The organism is Sphingorhabdus sp. (assembly GCF_044239045.1).
In the GTDB taxonomy this organism is placed as follows: Bacteria; Pseudomonadota; Alphaproteobacteria; order Sphingomonadales; family Sphingomonadaceae; genus Sphingorhabdus_B.
Map to the genome: position 1 here is coordinate 17,297 of NZ_JBIICD010000010.1, position 16,075 is coordinate 33,371.

The 16,075-nt window shown below is 55.6% G+C and carries 16 protein-coding genes and 1 tRNA gene; 4 read left to right on the forward strand and 13 right to left on the reverse strand.

Annotated elements, in window-relative coordinates:
- The 4 genes from phbB to ACILP4_RS05620 all read right to left on the reverse strand — a co-directional run bounded on the left by phbB (position 1) and on the right by ACILP4_RS05620 (position 5,093).
- Positions 1 to 723 (reverse strand): acetoacetyl-CoA reductase, encoded by a 723-nt coding sequence (gene phbB, locus ACILP4_RS05605; protein ID WP_395619766.1) that lies wholly within the window; start codon positions 721 to 723, stop codon positions 1 to 3.
- 124 nt (positions 724 to 847) lie between these two features.
- A complete protein-coding gene (hemH, locus tag ACILP4_RS05610) occupies positions 848 to 1,846 on the reverse strand; it encodes a ferrochelatase (RefSeq protein WP_395619767.1) in 999 nt (332 codons plus the stop codon).
- Positions 1,846 to 4,122 carry a molybdopterin cofactor-binding domain-containing protein gene (locus ACILP4_RS05615; RefSeq protein ID WP_395619768.1) on the reverse strand — a complete coding sequence of 759 codons (2,277 nt, stop codon included), beginning with the start codon at positions 4,120 to 4,122 and terminating at the stop codon, positions 1,846 to 1,848. Before ACILP4_RS05615 ends, hemH begins: the two co-directional genes overlap by 1 nt.
- Entirely contained in the window at positions 4,119 to 5,093 is a 975-nt protein-coding gene (locus ACILP4_RS05620; RefSeq protein WP_395619769.1) for an Mrp/NBP35 family ATP-binding protein, read from the reverse strand. Before ACILP4_RS05620 ends, ACILP4_RS05615 begins: the two co-directional genes overlap by 4 nt.
- Positions 5,094 to 5,164: 71 nt before the next feature.
- On the opposite strand from ACILP4_RS05620, the gene hflK reads away from it, so the two are divergent.
- From hflK to ACILP4_RS05635, 3 genes are all read left to right on the forward strand, one after another.
- Positions 5,165 to 6,283: a protease modulator HflK gene (gene hflK / locus ACILP4_RS05625; protein WP_395619770.1), complete on the forward strand. Its 1,119-nt coding sequence runs from the start codon at positions 5,165 to 5,167 to the stop codon at positions 6,281 to 6,283.
- Positions 6,280 to 7,125, forward strand: a complete 846-nt coding sequence (hflC, locus tag ACILP4_RS05630; protein ID WP_395619771.1) for a protease modulator HflC — start codon at positions 6,280 to 6,282, stop codon at positions 7,123 to 7,125. Before hflK ends, hflC begins: the two co-directional genes overlap by 4 nt.
- Before the next feature lie 118 nt (positions 7,126 to 7,243).
- The gene (locus ACILP4_RS05635; RefSeq protein ID WP_395619772.1) at positions 7,244 to 8,740 is read left to right on the forward strand and encodes a trypsin-like peptidase domain-containing protein; all 1,497 of its coding nucleotides are present in this window, start codon (positions 7,244 to 7,246) and stop codon (positions 8,738 to 8,740) included.
- An 81-nt stretch (positions 8,741 to 8,821) separates the two neighbouring features.
- Here ACILP4_RS05635 and ACILP4_RS05640 read toward each other — a convergent pair whose 3' ends face one another.
- The 3 genes from ACILP4_RS05640 to ACILP4_RS05650 all read right to left on the reverse strand — a co-directional run bounded on the left by ACILP4_RS05640 (position 8,822) and on the right by ACILP4_RS05650 (position 12,624).
- Positions 8,822 to 10,033, reverse strand: coding sequence for a dipeptidase (locus ACILP4_RS05640; protein ID WP_395619773.1), 1,212 nt, complete (start codon positions 10,031 to 10,033; stop codon positions 8,822 to 8,824).
- A 99-nt stretch (positions 10,034 to 10,132) separates the two neighbouring features.
- Positions 10,133 to 11,707: an L-aspartate oxidase gene (nadB, locus tag ACILP4_RS05645; RefSeq protein WP_395619774.1), complete on the reverse strand. Its 1,575-nt coding sequence runs from the start codon at positions 11,705 to 11,707 to the stop codon at positions 10,133 to 10,135.
- Entirely contained in the window at positions 11,707 to 12,624 is a 918-nt protein-coding gene (locus ACILP4_RS05650; protein ID WP_395619775.1) for an ABC transporter ATP-binding protein, read from the reverse strand. The genes nadB and ACILP4_RS05650 overlap by 1 nt, the downstream gene beginning before the upstream one ends.
- Before the next feature lie 138 nt (positions 12,625 to 12,762).
- Between ACILP4_RS05650 and ACILP4_RS05655 the strand changes: the two genes are divergently transcribed.
- Positions 12,763 to 12,957: a zinc-finger domain-containing protein gene (locus tag ACILP4_RS05655; RefSeq protein ID WP_395619776.1), complete on the forward strand. Its 195-nt coding sequence runs from the start codon at positions 12,763 to 12,765 to the stop codon at positions 12,955 to 12,957.
- Positions 12,958 to 12,986: 29 nt separating this feature from the next.
- Here the strand turns inward: ACILP4_RS05655 and ACILP4_RS05660 are convergent, their stop codons facing one another.
- The 6 genes from ACILP4_RS05660 to rpsF all read right to left on the reverse strand — a co-directional run bounded on the left by ACILP4_RS05660 (position 12,987) and on the right by rpsF (position 16,075).
- The gene (locus ACILP4_RS05660) at positions 12,987 to 13,688 is read right to left on the reverse strand and encodes a Crp/Fnr family transcriptional regulator (RefSeq protein WP_395619777.1); all 702 of its coding nucleotides are present in this window, start codon (positions 13,686 to 13,688) and stop codon (positions 12,987 to 12,989) included.
- Between the two features lie 135 nt (positions 13,689 to 13,823).
- Positions 13,824 to 13,900: transfer RNA gene (locus ACILP4_RS05665), tRNA-Met, on the reverse strand.
- 76 nt (positions 13,901 to 13,976) lie between these two features.
- Entirely contained in the window at positions 13,977 to 14,483 is a 507-nt protein-coding gene (locus ACILP4_RS05670) for a 2'-5' RNA ligase family protein (RefSeq protein WP_395619778.1), read from the reverse strand.
- Between the two features lie 243 nt (positions 14,484 to 14,726).
- On the reverse strand, positions 14,727 to 15,404 hold the full coding sequence (rplI, locus tag ACILP4_RS05675) for a 50S ribosomal protein L9 (RefSeq protein ID WP_395619779.1): 678 nt from the start codon (positions 15,402 to 15,404) through the stop codon (positions 14,727 to 14,729).
- Between the two features lie 11 nt (positions 15,405 to 15,415).
- On the reverse strand, positions 15,416 to 15,640 hold the full coding sequence (gene rpsR, locus ACILP4_RS05680; RefSeq protein WP_125229746.1) for a 30S ribosomal protein S18: 225 nt from the start codon (positions 15,638 to 15,640) through the stop codon (positions 15,416 to 15,418).
- A 3-nt stretch (positions 15,641 to 15,643) separates the two neighbouring features.
- A complete protein-coding gene (gene rpsF / locus ACILP4_RS05685) occupies positions 15,644 to 16,075 on the reverse strand; it encodes a 30S ribosomal protein S6 (protein WP_395619780.1) in 432 nt (143 codons plus the stop codon).

Here is a 16,075-nt window from a genome sequence, read left to right on the forward strand (position 1 = left end):
TCAATACATGTGCTGGCCACCGTTGATCGACAAGGTCGATCCGGTGATAAACCCGGCATTATCGCTCGTGAGAAATTCGACGCCGCGCGCAATTTCTTCGGGCTGCCCAAGACGACCAACGGGAATTTGAGCGACAATCTTCTCCATGACATTTTCAGGAATCGTCGATAACATTTCCGTGCCAATATATCCGGGCGCGATGGCATTGGCCGTCACGCCATGTCGTGCACCCTCCGCCGCAAGCGATTTTGTAAAGCCATGAATGCCCGATTTGGCAGCGGCATAGTTCACTTGACCGATTTGCCCGCCTTGGCCGTTGACGGAGCCGATGTTGACAATGCGACCCCATTTGCGCTCACGCATGCCCGCAAACACCGCCTTGGCCATGTTGAAGCACCCCGTAAGGTCAACGCGGATCACCTCATCCCATTGTTCAAAAGTCATCTTAACCATCGTGGCGTCCCGCGTAATGCCCGCATTGTTAACCATGATATCAATCTGGCCATATTCAGCCTCAATAGCGGCGCAGGCATCCAAGCAACTTTTATGGTCGCCTACGTCCCATTTCCGAACGGCGATGCCAGTTCGCTCAGCAAAAGCGAGGGCCGCAGCGTCGTTACCACCATAATTAGCTATGACCAGGCGGCCCTTTTCTTGCAGCTTTAAGCTAATCGCTTCGCCAATGCCTCTGGTTCCGCCAGTAACCACTGCCACTCTTGTCATGCGCCGCTCTCCTCCCGCAATTCTTGACGATGATTACCGCGCGCGACAGCAAGCGCAAGTTGCCGTTAACGTTACTCGGGAAGAGCTCATAAGCCGCGCATTCAGATCTTAGGGTCAGGACTTATTAAATCCAGCCAGCAAGTTCGCGACGGATGATGCGTTCTACCATGTCCATGCCGACATCACTGTCGTTCAAGCATGGCATATATGCATAATGGGTGCCGCCTGCTTCTTCGAACTGCTCATGGCCCTGCATGGCCAATTCTTCGAGCGTTTCGAGACAGTCAACGGAAAAGCCTGGCGCAAAAATTGCTACCTTTTTGGTACCTTCGCGCGCCAACCGCATAAGTGTGTCGTCGGTTGCAGGTTCCAGCCATTTTGCGCGACCAAAGCGCGACTGAAAACTGACAACCAATTCACGCCCCATAGCCTCAGACAGCAAACGCGCCGTTTTCTGGCAATGGCAATGATAGGGATCCCCCAATTGCAAAGTGCGTTCGGGCATGCCGTGGAAGCTGATGACAATAGCATCGGGTTCAAAATCAAGCCCAGCCAGCGAGGCCTCAATCGAGGTTTTCAGAGCACCAATATAGAACGCATCATCATGATAAGCCGGCAATGTGCGTATCGCGGGGTGCCAACGCATCGCGGTCAGCGTGGCATAGGCCTCATCCAACACAGTCCCGGTCGTTGCACCCGAATATTGCGGATACATCGGCGCAATCAAAATACGATTGCAGCCAGCTGCCTTCATAGCGGCAAGTTGATCAGCAACCGAAGGGTTGCCATAACGCATGGCATAGCGGACATCAGCACTCTCGCCCATGCGCGCCTGAAGCACGTCGGCCTGACCAGCGGTGAAAAACGCTAGAGGCGACCCTTTGTCAGTCCAAACTTTTGCATAAGCCTGCGCAGATTTCTGGGGACGCGTATTCAAAATGATACCGCGCAAGATCGGCTGCCAGATGATCTGTGGAATTTCGACCACGCGGCGGTCCGAGAGAAACTGCTTGAGATAACGTTTCACAGCAGACGTCGTAGGCGCGTCCGGCGTCCCCAAATTTACAAGCAACACGCCAATTTTCGGTGTTGCTACTGGCGGGTGGTTAATCGGTAATGTCATCATAGTCCTCTGGACAATAAGGGTAATTCGCGCAGCCTGATACCAGCTGCGGAGAAAATGGCGTTAGCAATCGCAGGCGCAACCGCGGGAACACCCAATTCAGACACGCCGCCCGGCGCCTCGTCATTGCGCACAAGTTCCACGTTGATTTCGGGCATGTCTGCCAATTTGGGTAGATCGATATCCTGCAATCGCCGTGCGGTTGGAAGCCCGCGTTCAAAATTTGTAGCGGATCCCAAGGCTTGCGCCAATCCAAACACGATGCCGCCCTCAATCTGTTGGCGCGCCAGGTCAGGATTAATCAAGCGGCCACAGTCGGCCATTGCGTGAATGCGGTCCACGCGCACGCCGCTCTCGCTATTACGGGCAGTCACAATGACGGCAATATGGCTGTCGCGCATACTGTGACAGGCGATACCACGCCCGCTGCCTCCCGCGCCGACATCCAAGTCTACCATGGTCGCCACACCTTTCAGGCATCGCGCCAAACGTGTCTGGCCAGCTAGCATCCGCATACGGAACGACAATGGTTCAACCCCTGCCTTATGCGCTAGTTCATCGATAAATCCTTCAACGAAGAAGCAGTTATAGCTGTTTGCAAGGCCGCGCCACGGCCCGGTCGGCATTGGCATGGACACAGGGAAATGGTCGATACTGATATTTGGTATGGCATAAGGAATTTGCGCGCCTTCCAGCGCTAGGAGATCATATTGACCCGATGCTGATTTGCGTGCCGTATCGACGTTCTGCCCGTTCATCCGATTGGCCAGCTCACGCATACTGGACGCTGCGGCGACACGAACCGTTAGGCCCTTCACAGCGCCCTTAGCGTTCATGGCCGCCGAAAGCCTGCCCAAAGCTGGGCTACGGACATGATCGCGGACGAATTCTTCTGGACGAGACCATGTCAATTGGACAGGTCTTCCCACTGCTTTCGAGATCACCGCCACTTGCGCAGCGATGCTGTTGTCGAAATTGCGGTCAAAGCTACCACCAGCCATCACGGGATAGTGCACAACATCATCGACGTTAATCCCAATGGCTTTTGCAGCAGCCAGACACGCGGAATACGGCGCTTGGGTTGCGAGCCACAATTGTAAGCGCCCATCCCGAAAATCTGCAGTTGCCGAGCGCGTCTCAATTGGTGCGTGCACGGCAGCGCCAACCGTATAATCCGCCTTGAAAATCCGCGCCCCCGCTTCCGGTGCCATAGCGACATCAACATCCCCGATTTTGGTGGCGCGAAAGCCGGGGCCTTTGGCAATTGCGTTGGACAAAGACTGCGCGATTTCGGTGCTGTCTGCCATCCGGCCCTTGGTGCGGAACACGGGCGCCATGGCATCCAGGGCATTATTGGCTGCCCACCAATTGCTTGCGACCGCCGCGACCCATTTATCGGTCTTCACCACCTCCAGGAGACCAGGCATGTTCAACGCAGCCTTCTCATCCACCGACGAGAGGCGGGTGTTGCCGGCTGGACCAGCGCGAACCGCCGCAAACACCATGTCGGGCAAACGGACATCGCCAGCAAAATTCACGCTGCCGTCAACCTTGGCCGACAGGTCAAGGCGCGGTGCATCGCGTCCCGAAAGCCGGTTGCGCGCCGACGGGTTGAGCGGAATGGGCGACGGCACTTCCAGCGCCGATGCTTCCACCACCAATTCTGCAAAGGACAAGCGCTGTTGGCCAGCAATGACAAAGCCACGATCGGTCCGGCATTGCTCCCATGCAATGCCCCAGCGCGCCGCTGCTGCCTGACATAATAAAGTCCGCGCTGCAGCGCCAGCTTCGCGGCACGGTCTTTCGAACTGGCGGATCGAGGAGGATCCGCCCGTCGCCACGAATGTTTCGCGGCGGGCGATTTCGTCGATGCTGTTGGCAACGGGACCAACATCCACGTCGAGCGCGATGTTTTCTGGTAAGAAAACCGTTGCCCACGCGCGCGCTAAAACTGTGTTGGCAAAACTCGAGCTGGCCGAAACCGGCTGCACCGCAACCGAGCGCCAATCGGCCCCCAGTTCACCAGCGACGATCTGCGCCAGCGCGGTATATACGCCTTGGCCAGACTCGCTCTGCGGAATGGCGACGATGACTTTGCCATCCTCCGCAATTTTCAGCCATGGGCCGAAAAGATGCTCCCCATCGACCGCACGCATGTTTGGCGCATAACGGCGCGGCCATAGGCCCCAAGCGACGAAGAGACCTACACCTGCGCCGCCGCCAATCAGCAGTTTCCGGCGGCTTATGCCATCCTTTGCCGCTGGCGCTTCATTCATGCGGCAGTGTCTTTCGGGGCATCAATCCAAGCCGCGACCATCTGAGCAATCGCACCATAAGCGTCGCTAATGGGTCCTTCGCCTAATGCAGGCGGCGTGCCCGCATCGCTTTCCATGCGAATTTTGATGTCGAGTGGTATCCGGCCCAAGAACGGAATGCCCAGCTCCTTTGCCGCCGCCTCTGCCCCACCGGAACCGAAAGGATCGCTCATTTCCCCACAATGCGGGCAAAGATATCCGGCCATGTTTTCAACTAGGCCAATGATCGGCACTTTGGCCGTATCGAAAAAGCTGATGGCGCGCATCGCGTCAATCAGGGCAAGGTCCTGCGGTGTAGATATGATTACCGCACCGATAGGCTTATGCTTCTGGATCATCGATAACTGAATGTCACCCGTACCGGGCGGCATATCGACAACGATATCGCGGACATTGCCCCATTTGGCATCGACAAGTTGCGACAGCGCATTACCGGCCATTGGGCCGCGCCACGCGATGGCTTGGCCCGGATTGACCAACTGACCCATCGACAGAAAAGGCACACCGCCTGCCCCCGTGACAGGTATCATCATCTTGCCTTCCGCTTCGGGTTTCACACCCTCCACACCCATCAATCTTGGCTGCGACGGACCGTAGATATCTGCGTCCACCAGACCGACCGAACGGCCAGCGCGCGCCATGGCAATGGCAAGGTTTGTCGATAGCGTAGATTTGCCCACGCCGCCTTTACCGCTCGCTACCGCAATCAGGCGTGGCGTGATGCGTTCGGCAGTCAACATGACACGCACCGACTTTGCACCGGCCTGCGTAGCTGCGGCGCGGACATCGGCTTCGATTTCAATGCGCTGCTCGACATTTAAACCTGACACGTCAAGCATCAGTGAGACCGCATTTTCGGCGACCTTCAAACCACTTGCGCGGTTCCCAACAACAGCAAAAATGGCATCGGAAATTATAGCAAAATCTGACATGATTTGCCGAATAGATTCAGAATTGCCGGATTGACACTGTTTTTCTGAAAAACCGTTCCTATAAAGGTTTTATGAGCACCAAATTTGATAAGCAGGGACCCGTAATTTTGGCAACAGATAGCAAAGGGCCATGGGATTCACCCGATTCTGGGGAACCAGGCGGCGCAAACAACGCAACCGAGCGCGGAGGCGGATCGAAAGCCGACCCCGTAAATCCATGGGACCCTACACCCGAACCCGGCGGGCGGGCACGCTCACGGGGGCCATCACTTGAAGAGTTGTTGCGCAGAAAAGGCAGCGGATTTGGCGGCTTGCCACAACGCCCCGATGGCAAAAGTTGGTTCCCGCTGATCATAGGCGCCCTTGTGGCGCTGTGGATCGTATGGACAAGCATTCATCGCATTGGCCCCGAGCAAGAGGGCGTGGTCACGCAATTGGGCAAATATTCCCGCACATTGCCGCCTGGGATTCAGTTCACTTTGCCTGCACCACTGCAAAGCATTACGAAAATCGACACGCAGCAAATTCAGACAACATCCATAGGCTCGCCAAAGGCAAGCAGCGAAAATCTGGTTCTGACCAAGGACCAGAGCATCATCGATATGGCCTATGACGTCCGTTGGTCGATTAAAGACCCCGAATTGTATCTGTTCCAGCTCGATAGCCCGCAAGAAACCGTCAAAGAAGTTGCCGAAAGCGCCATGCGCGCTGCGGTCGCTAATTTTGACCTGACGCAGGCAATCGGCCCAGGCCGTGGCGCTATCGAACTTGAGGTGCGTCGCCGGATGCAACAGGTGCTCGATGAATATCGGGCTGGCGTGCTGATCCAAAGCATCTCGATCCGTCAATCGGACCCGCCTGCCGAGGTCAATGACGCCTTCCGTGAAGTGAACGCGGCGCAGCAACGGCGCGAAAGCTATCTGAACGACGCACGCGCTTATGCCAGCCGCGTGACCGAACTTGCATTGGGTGAAACTGCCGAATTTGATAAAATATATGTGCAATATCGTGCGGCACCTGAGGTGACGAAGCGCCGGCTATATTATGAAACCATGGAGCAAGTATTGGGCAAGGTTGACAAAACCATTGTCGAAACTGGCGGCGTAACGCCTTACCTTCCTATTCCCGAATTCCAGAAAAGAACGGCGCCAAAGGCCGAACCCGTGACAGTTACAGGGACCAAGAAATGACCAGCAACCTTCTTCGCAATCCCATTTATCTCGCGGTTGCCGCAATCGGGGCGCTTATCTTGATGAGCATGTCGGTGAACGTAGTTCCCGAAACGCAACAGGCCATTATCAGCAGCTATGGTAAGGTCGACCGGATCGTGAACCCATATAAGCCCGGCGAAAAATTCGGCGAAACACGCGCTGGACTTACGTTCCGCATACCCTTTGTTGAACAGATCCAGATGATCGACAAGCGCGTCTTGAGCGTTCAGATGGAGCAGCAGGAAGTGCTTTCCACCGACCAATTGCGGTTGCAGGTTGATGCCTTTGCCCGGTTTCGTATTACCCAGCCGGCGGTGATGTATCGCACAATCCGCACCGAAGATCGGCTGCGTGACCAATTGCGGACGATTTTGGGTTCATCGCTGCGCAACGAACTTGGTAAGCGGACTTTTGCTGCCTTGTTGAGCGCCGAACGCGGCGAAGTCATGGAGAATATCCAAACCGCGTTAAACCGCGAAGCGCGCAAATATGGCGCCGAAGTCATTGACGTGCGTATCAAGCGTGCCGATTTGCCCGCCGCTACCCTGCAGTCGGCTTATAACCGCATGCGCAGCGCTCGAAATCAGGAAGCCATCGCCATTGACGCCGAGGGCCAGAAGGAAGCGCAAATCATCCGCGCCGACGCTGAGGCCGAAGCTGCCCGTATCTACGCCATAAGCTATGGCAAGGATCCAGGTTTTTATGATTTCTATCGCGCGATGCAAAGCTATCGTCAAACGTTCCAAAATGGTGAAGGTGCAAGCAACATAATCTTGTCACCGCAAAACGCCTATCTGGAAAAATTCCGCAAAGGAATATAATCGACGGTCATATGTTGTCGCCGTTTGGATGGCATCCATTCAATCGGCGTTCAGCTTTACCGCGCCAAAGATGAACAGAGTTTTTAGGGCCATTTGCCCAATTGAATAGACGAGAGGAATGAAATCCGTGCGTTACGCTTATGCAGTTACCACAGCGCTATTGATGGCTGGCGGGACAGTTGCTTTAGTCAACGGCAACCCCGTCACCGCGCAAACCGGACTACCGGTCTCGGAACAGGTCAACCTCGCTCCCGGCGGCGCGCCGTCGAGCTTTGCGGATCTTGCCGCGCAATTACAGCCAGCGGTGGTGAACATCGCCACGCGTCAAAAGGTGCAGGTAGCCACCAGCTTCAACCCGATGACAGGCGAACGCCGCCCAGTGACGCAGGAACAAGCGAGCGGCGGTTCAGGCTTTCTGATCTCCGCCGACGGTTACATCGTCACCAACAACCATGTCGTTGCCGGTGGACCAGCTGGCGATGCTGTAGACCGCGTGACGGTAACGCTTTTCGACGGCAAGGAATATCAGGCCGAGATCGTTGGCCGCGACCCATCATCGGATATCGCCTTACTCAAGATTCGCGCATCAGGCCTCCCTTTTGTAAAAATGGTAGAATCGCAGAAAAGCCGTGTGGGTGATTGGGTGATCGCCATTGGCAACCCCCTTGGCCTAGGCAACACGGTAACCGCAGGGATCATTTCCGCGCTTCAGCGTAACATCGGCGCCGGCGGTGCTTATGACCGCTTCATTCAAACTGATACCGCGATCAACCCCGGCAATTCGGGTGGCCCATTGTTCAACCTAAAGGGCGAAGTGGTCGGCATTAACAACCGCCTGATTTCACCCGTGGGCGCAAATATTGGCGTTGGTTTTGCCATTCCAGCCGAAGAAGCCATTCCGGTTGTTGAGTCCCTGAAAAAGGGTGTTCGGCCTGAGCGTGGCTATTTGGGCATCAGCATCCAGCCTGTGAGCGAAGATCTTGCTGACGCGCTTGGCCTTGAAAAGAACCGTGGCGAATTTGTCGCGCGTATTGTGGCCGGTGAGGCAGCAGACAAGGCCGGCCTAAAAGAAGGCGACATTGTCCTTCGCGTAAATGACCGCGAAGTGACGCCCGATGTGACCTTGTCCTACATAGTGGCGAACATCAAACCTGGCACGCGCATCCCGCTCGACATTTTGCGTGAAGGTAAACCGATGACGCTGACCGCTACGGTTGGCGCGCGTCCACCAGAAGAGAAGCTGGCCCAGCGCAATTTCAACCCAGAAGAAAATAAAGATTTCGACAAGCAAACCGATACGCCTGATTCTAAGGTCATTCGTGATGCGCTTGGCCTTAGCGTCATTCCATTGGATGCCGAAATCGCACGAGCGCTTGGCATGACCGCCGATATAAAGGGTGTTGTCATTGATGTTCCAGGCGCTGGCACAGCTGCGCAGGTCGGTTTGCGGCGCGGTGACGTCATCGTGTCCGCCAATTACCGCGATCTGAGCACAGCTTCCGCTCTTGCTGCTGCCATTAAAGATGCACAAGCGGCTGGTCGCGGCGCGATCCTGCTTGGCGTCAAACGTCGCGGTGCGGCGACACAATATGTGACGGTACGTTTGGAAGATTAAAGACGGTTGTCGGTCGCGTCAGGCGGGTGCTCTTTAAGCGATGGGCTTAATCAGCACCGACTGGCGCAACGACACCGAACATTACTTCCGCGCGGTTTTCTCCACAGCGCGCATCACGCGCAGTGCATTGCCTTGTGCGATTTTGGCGAGGTCCGCCTTCGAATAGCCACGGCGGACGAGCTCGGCGAATAAGGCCGGATAGGTGGAGACATTTTCCAAACCGACGGGCAGTTCGTCCACGCCTCCGAAATCACCGCCAATGCCGATATGGTCAATTCCTGCAACCTTGCGGATATGGTCGATATGGTCGGCCACTTGCGCTAGTGTTGCCTTTGGTTGCGGGTTGGCAGCAATCCACCCGTCAACAGCGGCCTTTTCGCCAGAAGGGTTGCCGGAAAATTCAGTCTTGGCGCGCCCTGCAACGGCGGAGCGTTGATATTCCCATTGCCGCCGTTCCGCCGAGGTAAAACCAGGCACGAAGGTTACCATCACCACACCACCATTTTGCGGCAAGCGCTGAAGTACTGAATCGGGCACATTGCGGGGGTGCGGCGTGACCGCGCGGGCATTGCTGTGCGTGAACAAAACAGGCGCCGTGCTCTTATCCAACACATCGTGCATGGTTGCCTCGGACACATGGCTGATATCGGCAATCATCCCCAATTGGTTCATTTCGGCGAGCACTTCAAAACCAAAGGGCGACAATCCGTCATGCTTTGGCGCGTCGGTTGCGCTGTCCGCCCAATCAGTGGTCAGGCTGTGCGTCAGCGTCATGTAACGCGCGCCAAGCGCATAAGTCTGCCGCAGAATTTCCAGCGAACTGCCGATGGAGTGCCCGCCTTCCATACCAATAAGCGAGGCGATTTTGCCCTTTTTCATCGCCGCTTCGACCTCTGCTGCCGTGGCCGCATAGGTGAATGTTTCCGGATATCGCGCCATCATCTGGCGGACAACATCGACCTGCTGAATAGTGCGGGTCACGGCCTCATGCTTGGGCAAAGCGGCATCAACATATACCGACCAATATTGTCCCCCCAAATATCCGGCGCGCGCAGTTTTTATATCGGTGTGGGTTTTAGCGAGCACGTCCGCAGACAACGACGCCAAGTCGAACTTGGAAAAGTCACGGTCAAACAACGCGGCAATCTGATGCGGTGTGTCATTATGGCCGTCGATGATAGGCGATTTGGCCAGAACTTCGCGTGCTGTCTCCTCGGGCGTTGCGGCGGCAGCGGCGGGCATCGCCATCGCTGCCAGCAGCGCCAGGACAAGCAGATGCAAAACTTTGCGCATGTGAACCGCTACGACTTGATTTCGAACGTCCATAATTGCCTCCAAATAACCAGATGCGACCCTGCCTGAAGTTACCATCTGTAGGAAAGTGTTTTGTGCCTATGGCATCAAAATCGTATCGCGCGCTTCGTCTGCCATGTCGGGATAATCGAGCGTGAAGTGCAGCCCCCTGCTCTCATGCCGTGCCAGCGCCGACCGGATAATCAAGGCGGCAACCTCGACCAAGTTACGCAGTTCAATCAGATCAGGGGTAACGCGGAAATGGCTGTAATAATCCTCGACCTCACTGCGCAGCAGATCGATGCGATGCTGCGCGCGTTCGAGTCTTTTTGTTGTACGGACGATGCCGACAAAGTTCCACATGAACTGCCGAATTTCGCGCCAGCATTGCGCGATCACGACCTCTTCATCGCTGTCAATCACCCGGCTTTCGTCCCACTGCCGAATCTTCGGTGGGGGCGGCAGGCTGTCCCAATTGGCGTCGATATGGCGCGCACAAGCGTCGCCAAAGACGAAGCATTCAAGCAAAGAATTGGATGCCAGACGGTTTGCACCATGCAGGCCGCTTTGCGTAACTTCGCCTGCAGCATACAGACCCGGCGCATCGGTTCGGCCGTCCAAATCCACAATCACACCGCCACAGGTATAATGCTGCGCTGGAACCACCGGAATTGGCTCGCGCGTGATGTCGATGCCAAGGCCCAGTAGCTTTTCATAAATATTCGGGAAATGTGTTTGCACAAATTCAGCCGGCTTGTGGCTGATATCAAGATGTACATAGTCCAGACCATCACGCTTGATTTCGGCGTCATTTGCGCGGGCGACAATATCACGCGGCGCAAGCTCTGCCCGTTCATCATAATCGGGCATATAACGATGCCCGGTTTTCGGGTTTTTCAGGATGCCGCCTTCGCCCCGCACCGCCTCTGTTATCAGGAAATTCTTGACCTCAAGATTGTAAAGGCAGGTTGGGTGGAACTGCATGAATTCCATGTTGGAAACGCGGCACCCAGCGCGCCACGCCATAGCAATGCCGTCGCCCGTCGCACCACGTGGAGCCGTGGAATAGAGATAGGTCCGACCAGCGCCGCCGCTCGCGAGAATGGTCGCACGCGCCGTGAAGGTTTCGACTTGGCCCGTTTTGCGGTTGAGTGCGTAAACGCCGTGGATGCGCCCGGACGTTGAAAAACGTTCCTGATGCCGACCGAGGATGAGGTCGACCGCGACCATGTCCGGAACCAAGGTGATATTCGAATGCGCGCGTGCGGCTGCCTCCAACGCTTGCTGCACAGCCCAGCCGGTGGCGTCGTCAACATGAACGATACGCCGGTGGCTATGCCCCCCTTCGCGCGTCAGATGCCAGTCATTACCCTCCAGATTGAACGGCACGCCAAGCTTTGCCAGCCGTTCAATCGCGAGTGGCGCATTCTCCACGACAAATTCAACCGTGGCGCGGTTATTCAACCCGGCGCCTGCGACCATCGTATCTTCGATATGGTTCGCAAAATTGTCGCCGGGTTCAAGCACTGCGGCAATCCCTCCCTGCGCCCATGCTGTTGCGCCGTCGGAAATGGAACCCTTGGCCAGCACCACAACCTTACGCGCAGCCGCCAATTGCAACGCAGCGGTCAACCCCGCCGCGCCCGACCCAATGATCAGAACATCCGCTTCCATCAAGTGGGGCTTGTCAGACGGAGGAAGACGTCTTCGAGGTCAGCTTCCTTCGTTGTTACGTCAACGATACCCAACCCAAGGCCTTGGATGACGGAAAGCACTTCGCCTGCGTTCATACGGTCTTTGTTATAGGTAATCTCTACTGTGCGGTCGCCAACCAGCTCCGCCTTTTCAAAGGCTTCATGCGTTGGCGCAGTGGCTACATCTCTGTCCAGCGTTAAGACTACTGCCTTTTCACGCGCCATGCCGACCAATTCGCGTGTCGGCTTGTTAGCGATCAACTGGCCATGGTTGATAATCGCAATCCGGTCGCACAACTGCTCGGCTTCTTCGAGATAATGGGTGGTGAGCACAACCGTCACGCCTTGGCGGTTCAATTCCTGCACATAATCCCATAATTGCTGACGCAGTTCTATATCGACACCAGCAGTCGGTTCATCAAGCACGATAACAGGCGGCGCGTGCACCATGGCTTTGGCAACCAGCAAACGGCGCTTCATGCCGCCTGACAAGGTCCGCGCATAGGCATCAGCCTTGTCCTCAAGGCGCACGGCTTTCAACAATTCCATCGTCCGCCGTTTCGACTTCGGCACGCCATATAGACCCGCTTGCAGCTCAAGCGCTTCTTTCGGTGTAAAGAAGGGATCGAACATAATCTCCTGCGGCACAATGCCTATAGATGCCTTCGCATTGCGTGGGTGGGCATCAATGTCGAAACCCCAAATAGACGCGCTGCCCGATGTCTTCATCACCAGCCCGGCCAAGATGTTAATCAATGTGGATTTGCCCGCGCCATTGGGGCCGAGCAGCCCAAAAATCGACCCTTGCGCAACGTCAAAACTAACGTCGCTTAACGCTTGTTTCCCCCCCGCATATTTTTTGGAAAGGCTTTGGATCGAGATAGCTTGTTCAGACATGCCCATGCGATAGCGAACGCATGGTGTCAGCGCAATCACATGGAATCCATCGGCAGGAATTTCGTAACAGCGCGATTATCCGCAGTTCACTATTTCTCAGCCGTTGCAGCCACGTTGCGGCTTTGCTAAGCGGCGCACATGAACAACAGCGTCCCCGAAACAATCCGTGTCCGCGAACCGCGTGTCGCTTGCGACGGCAGTGGAGACATTCCCGCCGCATTGGGCCATCCCCGAGTTTGGCTTCAAATTGATGAAAAAGGTTATGTCGACTGCGGCTATTGCGACCGGCATTTTGTTCTCATCGGCGGCCCGGCGGACAATATTCAAAGCTGACCACCGCGAACGCGTTTTTGAACTACTGTTCAGGCAGCAGCCGAAAGGTCCTGAAGCCGCGCACGGTCGCGTATGCAAACCGTCCGGCGGTCTGGTACATGGATAACGCCGTCTGCTTTTAACTTAGAAAACTGACGGCTTACGGTTTCAATCGTCAGCCCCAAAACGTCGCCAATTTGCTGACGATCAAGCGGCAATTCAAATGCGTCCAACGCCCCGTTGTCAATTGTGCAACCTGTTTCGCCAAGACGAACGGACATTTCGAGCAACAAAGTTGCGATCCGTTCCGTCGCGGTTTTCTTTCCAAGCAAAAGCATCCATGATTGCGCACGATCAAGTTCATTCAACGTCCGGCGCAGCAACTTATTCTCCAGCTCGGGATGCTGCTGTGCAAAACTGTCAAAGGTCGACCGCGAAAAGATACACAATTCGGCATCGGTTAGCGCAGTCACGCTATACGGGCTGTGCTGGCCAAAGGGCCGGCCAATGAAATCCGACGAAAAAACAATCCCGACAATCTGCTCCCGGCCATCGGACAAGGTCATCGAAGCCTTCAGCACGCCTTCGATGACATTGGCGACGACAACGGCGTCATCACCCTCCCAAAAAACGGTTTGGCCCTTGGAAACCCTTTGCTTTCGGCCCAGCTGACCCAGTAGCTCAAGCTCGTATGTTTCGAGCCCGGCGCAAATTGCACGGTTACGTACAATGCAATGGGTGCAATCTTTCATACGCTTAGTGTAGCCCAAGCAGAAAAATGCGGCAATCGCACAATGCGCGACATTGTATAACGTCGGCCCGCTGCTTCGATGAAAATGAACAAATCGCTTGCTGTGGGGCTCGAACCCAAATGCGCACAAGAAAGATGGTAGCGAAGGAGGGACTTGAACCCCCGACCTATGGATTATGATTCCACCGCTCTAACCAGCTGAGCTACTTCGCCATCCAAGCGTGAATCCCTGCATTTGCGGGAAAGCACGCGGCGCTATAAGCGCGGGGTGGTAACGGGTCAAGCATTGTCAGCCGCGAAATGACCATCTTCCGATAGGCTCCCATGGTCCATCACGATAATAATGCGCGGATAGGCCGGAAATGGCGAGCGGACGGGGTCGAAACGACTCCAAAAGATGCGCGCGAAGCGCCTTGGCAACTAGCAGCTCGACCTTGTTCTGGATCGTTATATGCAATTTGGGCGTGGCCTGATCCTGTGGAATCAATAGCCCACGAAACGCATCAGCCAGTTCGTCGCGAAGGCTAAGCAATTCAGGACTGTCTACGCGGAACGCCACCGCTTTACCGAGCAACATCACATCGCTGAGATTAGCCGCTGGCGCCGGATAGTTCTGAACCAACACCGCCAGCCGCGACTTTATCTCTGCCAAATGGCTTGGCGGCAAATGGTGGAACAAAGTGATATGCGCATCCACGTAGTTGCGCTCTGCGGGGAAATGCGCGCGGCGTAGACCATTGGCCCATGCTTGGTCGGTCTTGCCCATATCGGCGGTGATGATGATAGGCGCGGTCATGGTGGAGATATTAGCGGTCCATACACGACGTCGCTACTATGCACATTGTCATTTTTCTTATCGTCATCCTGAACTTGTTTCAGGATAACATGCAGCGCTGGTGCTGTGTCCTGAAACAAGTTCAGAACGACGACGGAAGATAGCTGCCGCGGTTACCCTGCGACTGTCACCCGGAGTACTCCCAACAAAAAAGCCGCCCTGTTTTGCAACAAGGCGGCTTTTTGTTTGTAGCAATCGAGCGCTTTATGCGTCGTCGCTTGCCTCAGCTGAAAGGCCAGCAGCTTCAGCCGCAGCCTTGGCGGCAGCTTGCTCTTCGCGGCGCTTTGCGTTGGCAGCAGCTTCGGCAGCATCGGCTGCGTCGGCGGCCACTTCGGCTTCAACCTGTGCTTCAATGGCTTCGGCAGCGATCTCGGCCTGTTCGTCTTCGAACATCTGGTCGAGAACGTTGACGCCGTCCTTCTGCAACTCGGCTTCGTCGTCCGAACGGGCCACATTGACCTGAACATTAACGGTAACTTCAGGGTGCAGAACAACCTTCACGCCAAATACGCCAAGCGTTTTGATGGGGCGCTCAAGCACGATCATGCTCTTGGAAACCTTGGCGTCCTGGGCGACCAGACCGTCAACGATATCCTTGACCGAAACCGAACCGTAAAGCTGGCCAGTTTGCGAAGCTGCGCGGATCAGAACGATCTGCTTACCTTCGACACTGCCCGAAGCCTTTTGCGCTTCATCACGACGGGTTGCGTTATCGCTTTCAATTTTCGCGCGATTAGCTTCGAAAACCTTGCGGTTAGCTTCGTTTGCACGGAGCGCTTTTTTGTTTGGCAGCAAGAAGTTACGAGCATAGCCGTCCTTCACGGTAACAACGTCACCAATTGCTCCAAGCTTTTCAACGCGTTCGAGAAGTATGATATCCATGTTTCGGCTCCTTACTTCACGATGTACGGCAGAAGGCCGATGTGACGGGCGCGCTTGATCGCTTGACCCAGCTCACGCTGCTTCTTTGCCGAAACGGCGGTGATGCGCGATGGGACAATCTTGCCGCGCTCTGAAATGTAACCTTGAAGCAGGCGTACATCTTTATAATCGATTTGCGGCGCATCTTTACCCTGGAATGGGCAGGACTTGCGGCGACGGAAAAACGGACGTGCCATGTTTTAAGCCTCCTGCTCTGCGCGATACGCGCGGTCTGGACGCGGTGCACCGCGATCACGGTCGCCACCACCAAAGCCGCCACGCTCACCGCGTTCGCTGCGCTCTGGGCGGTCGCTCTTACGCATCATGACAGATGGGCCCTTTTCATGCGCGTCCACGCGGACGGTCATGTAACGGATCACATCTTCGTTCATGCGTGTCTGACGCTCAAGCTCAGCGATGGTGTCGCCCGAAGCTTCAATGTCGAGCATCACGAAATGCGCTTTGCGGTTCTTTTGAATTTTGTAGGTCAATGTACGAAGACCCCAGGTTTCGGTCTTTACGACCTTGCCTTTATTGTCTTCTACAATCTTGGTGGCAGTTTCTGCCAGCGCATCAACCTGGGCCTGTGAAAGGTCCTGACGCGCCAAAAATACATGCTCGTACAGCGGCAT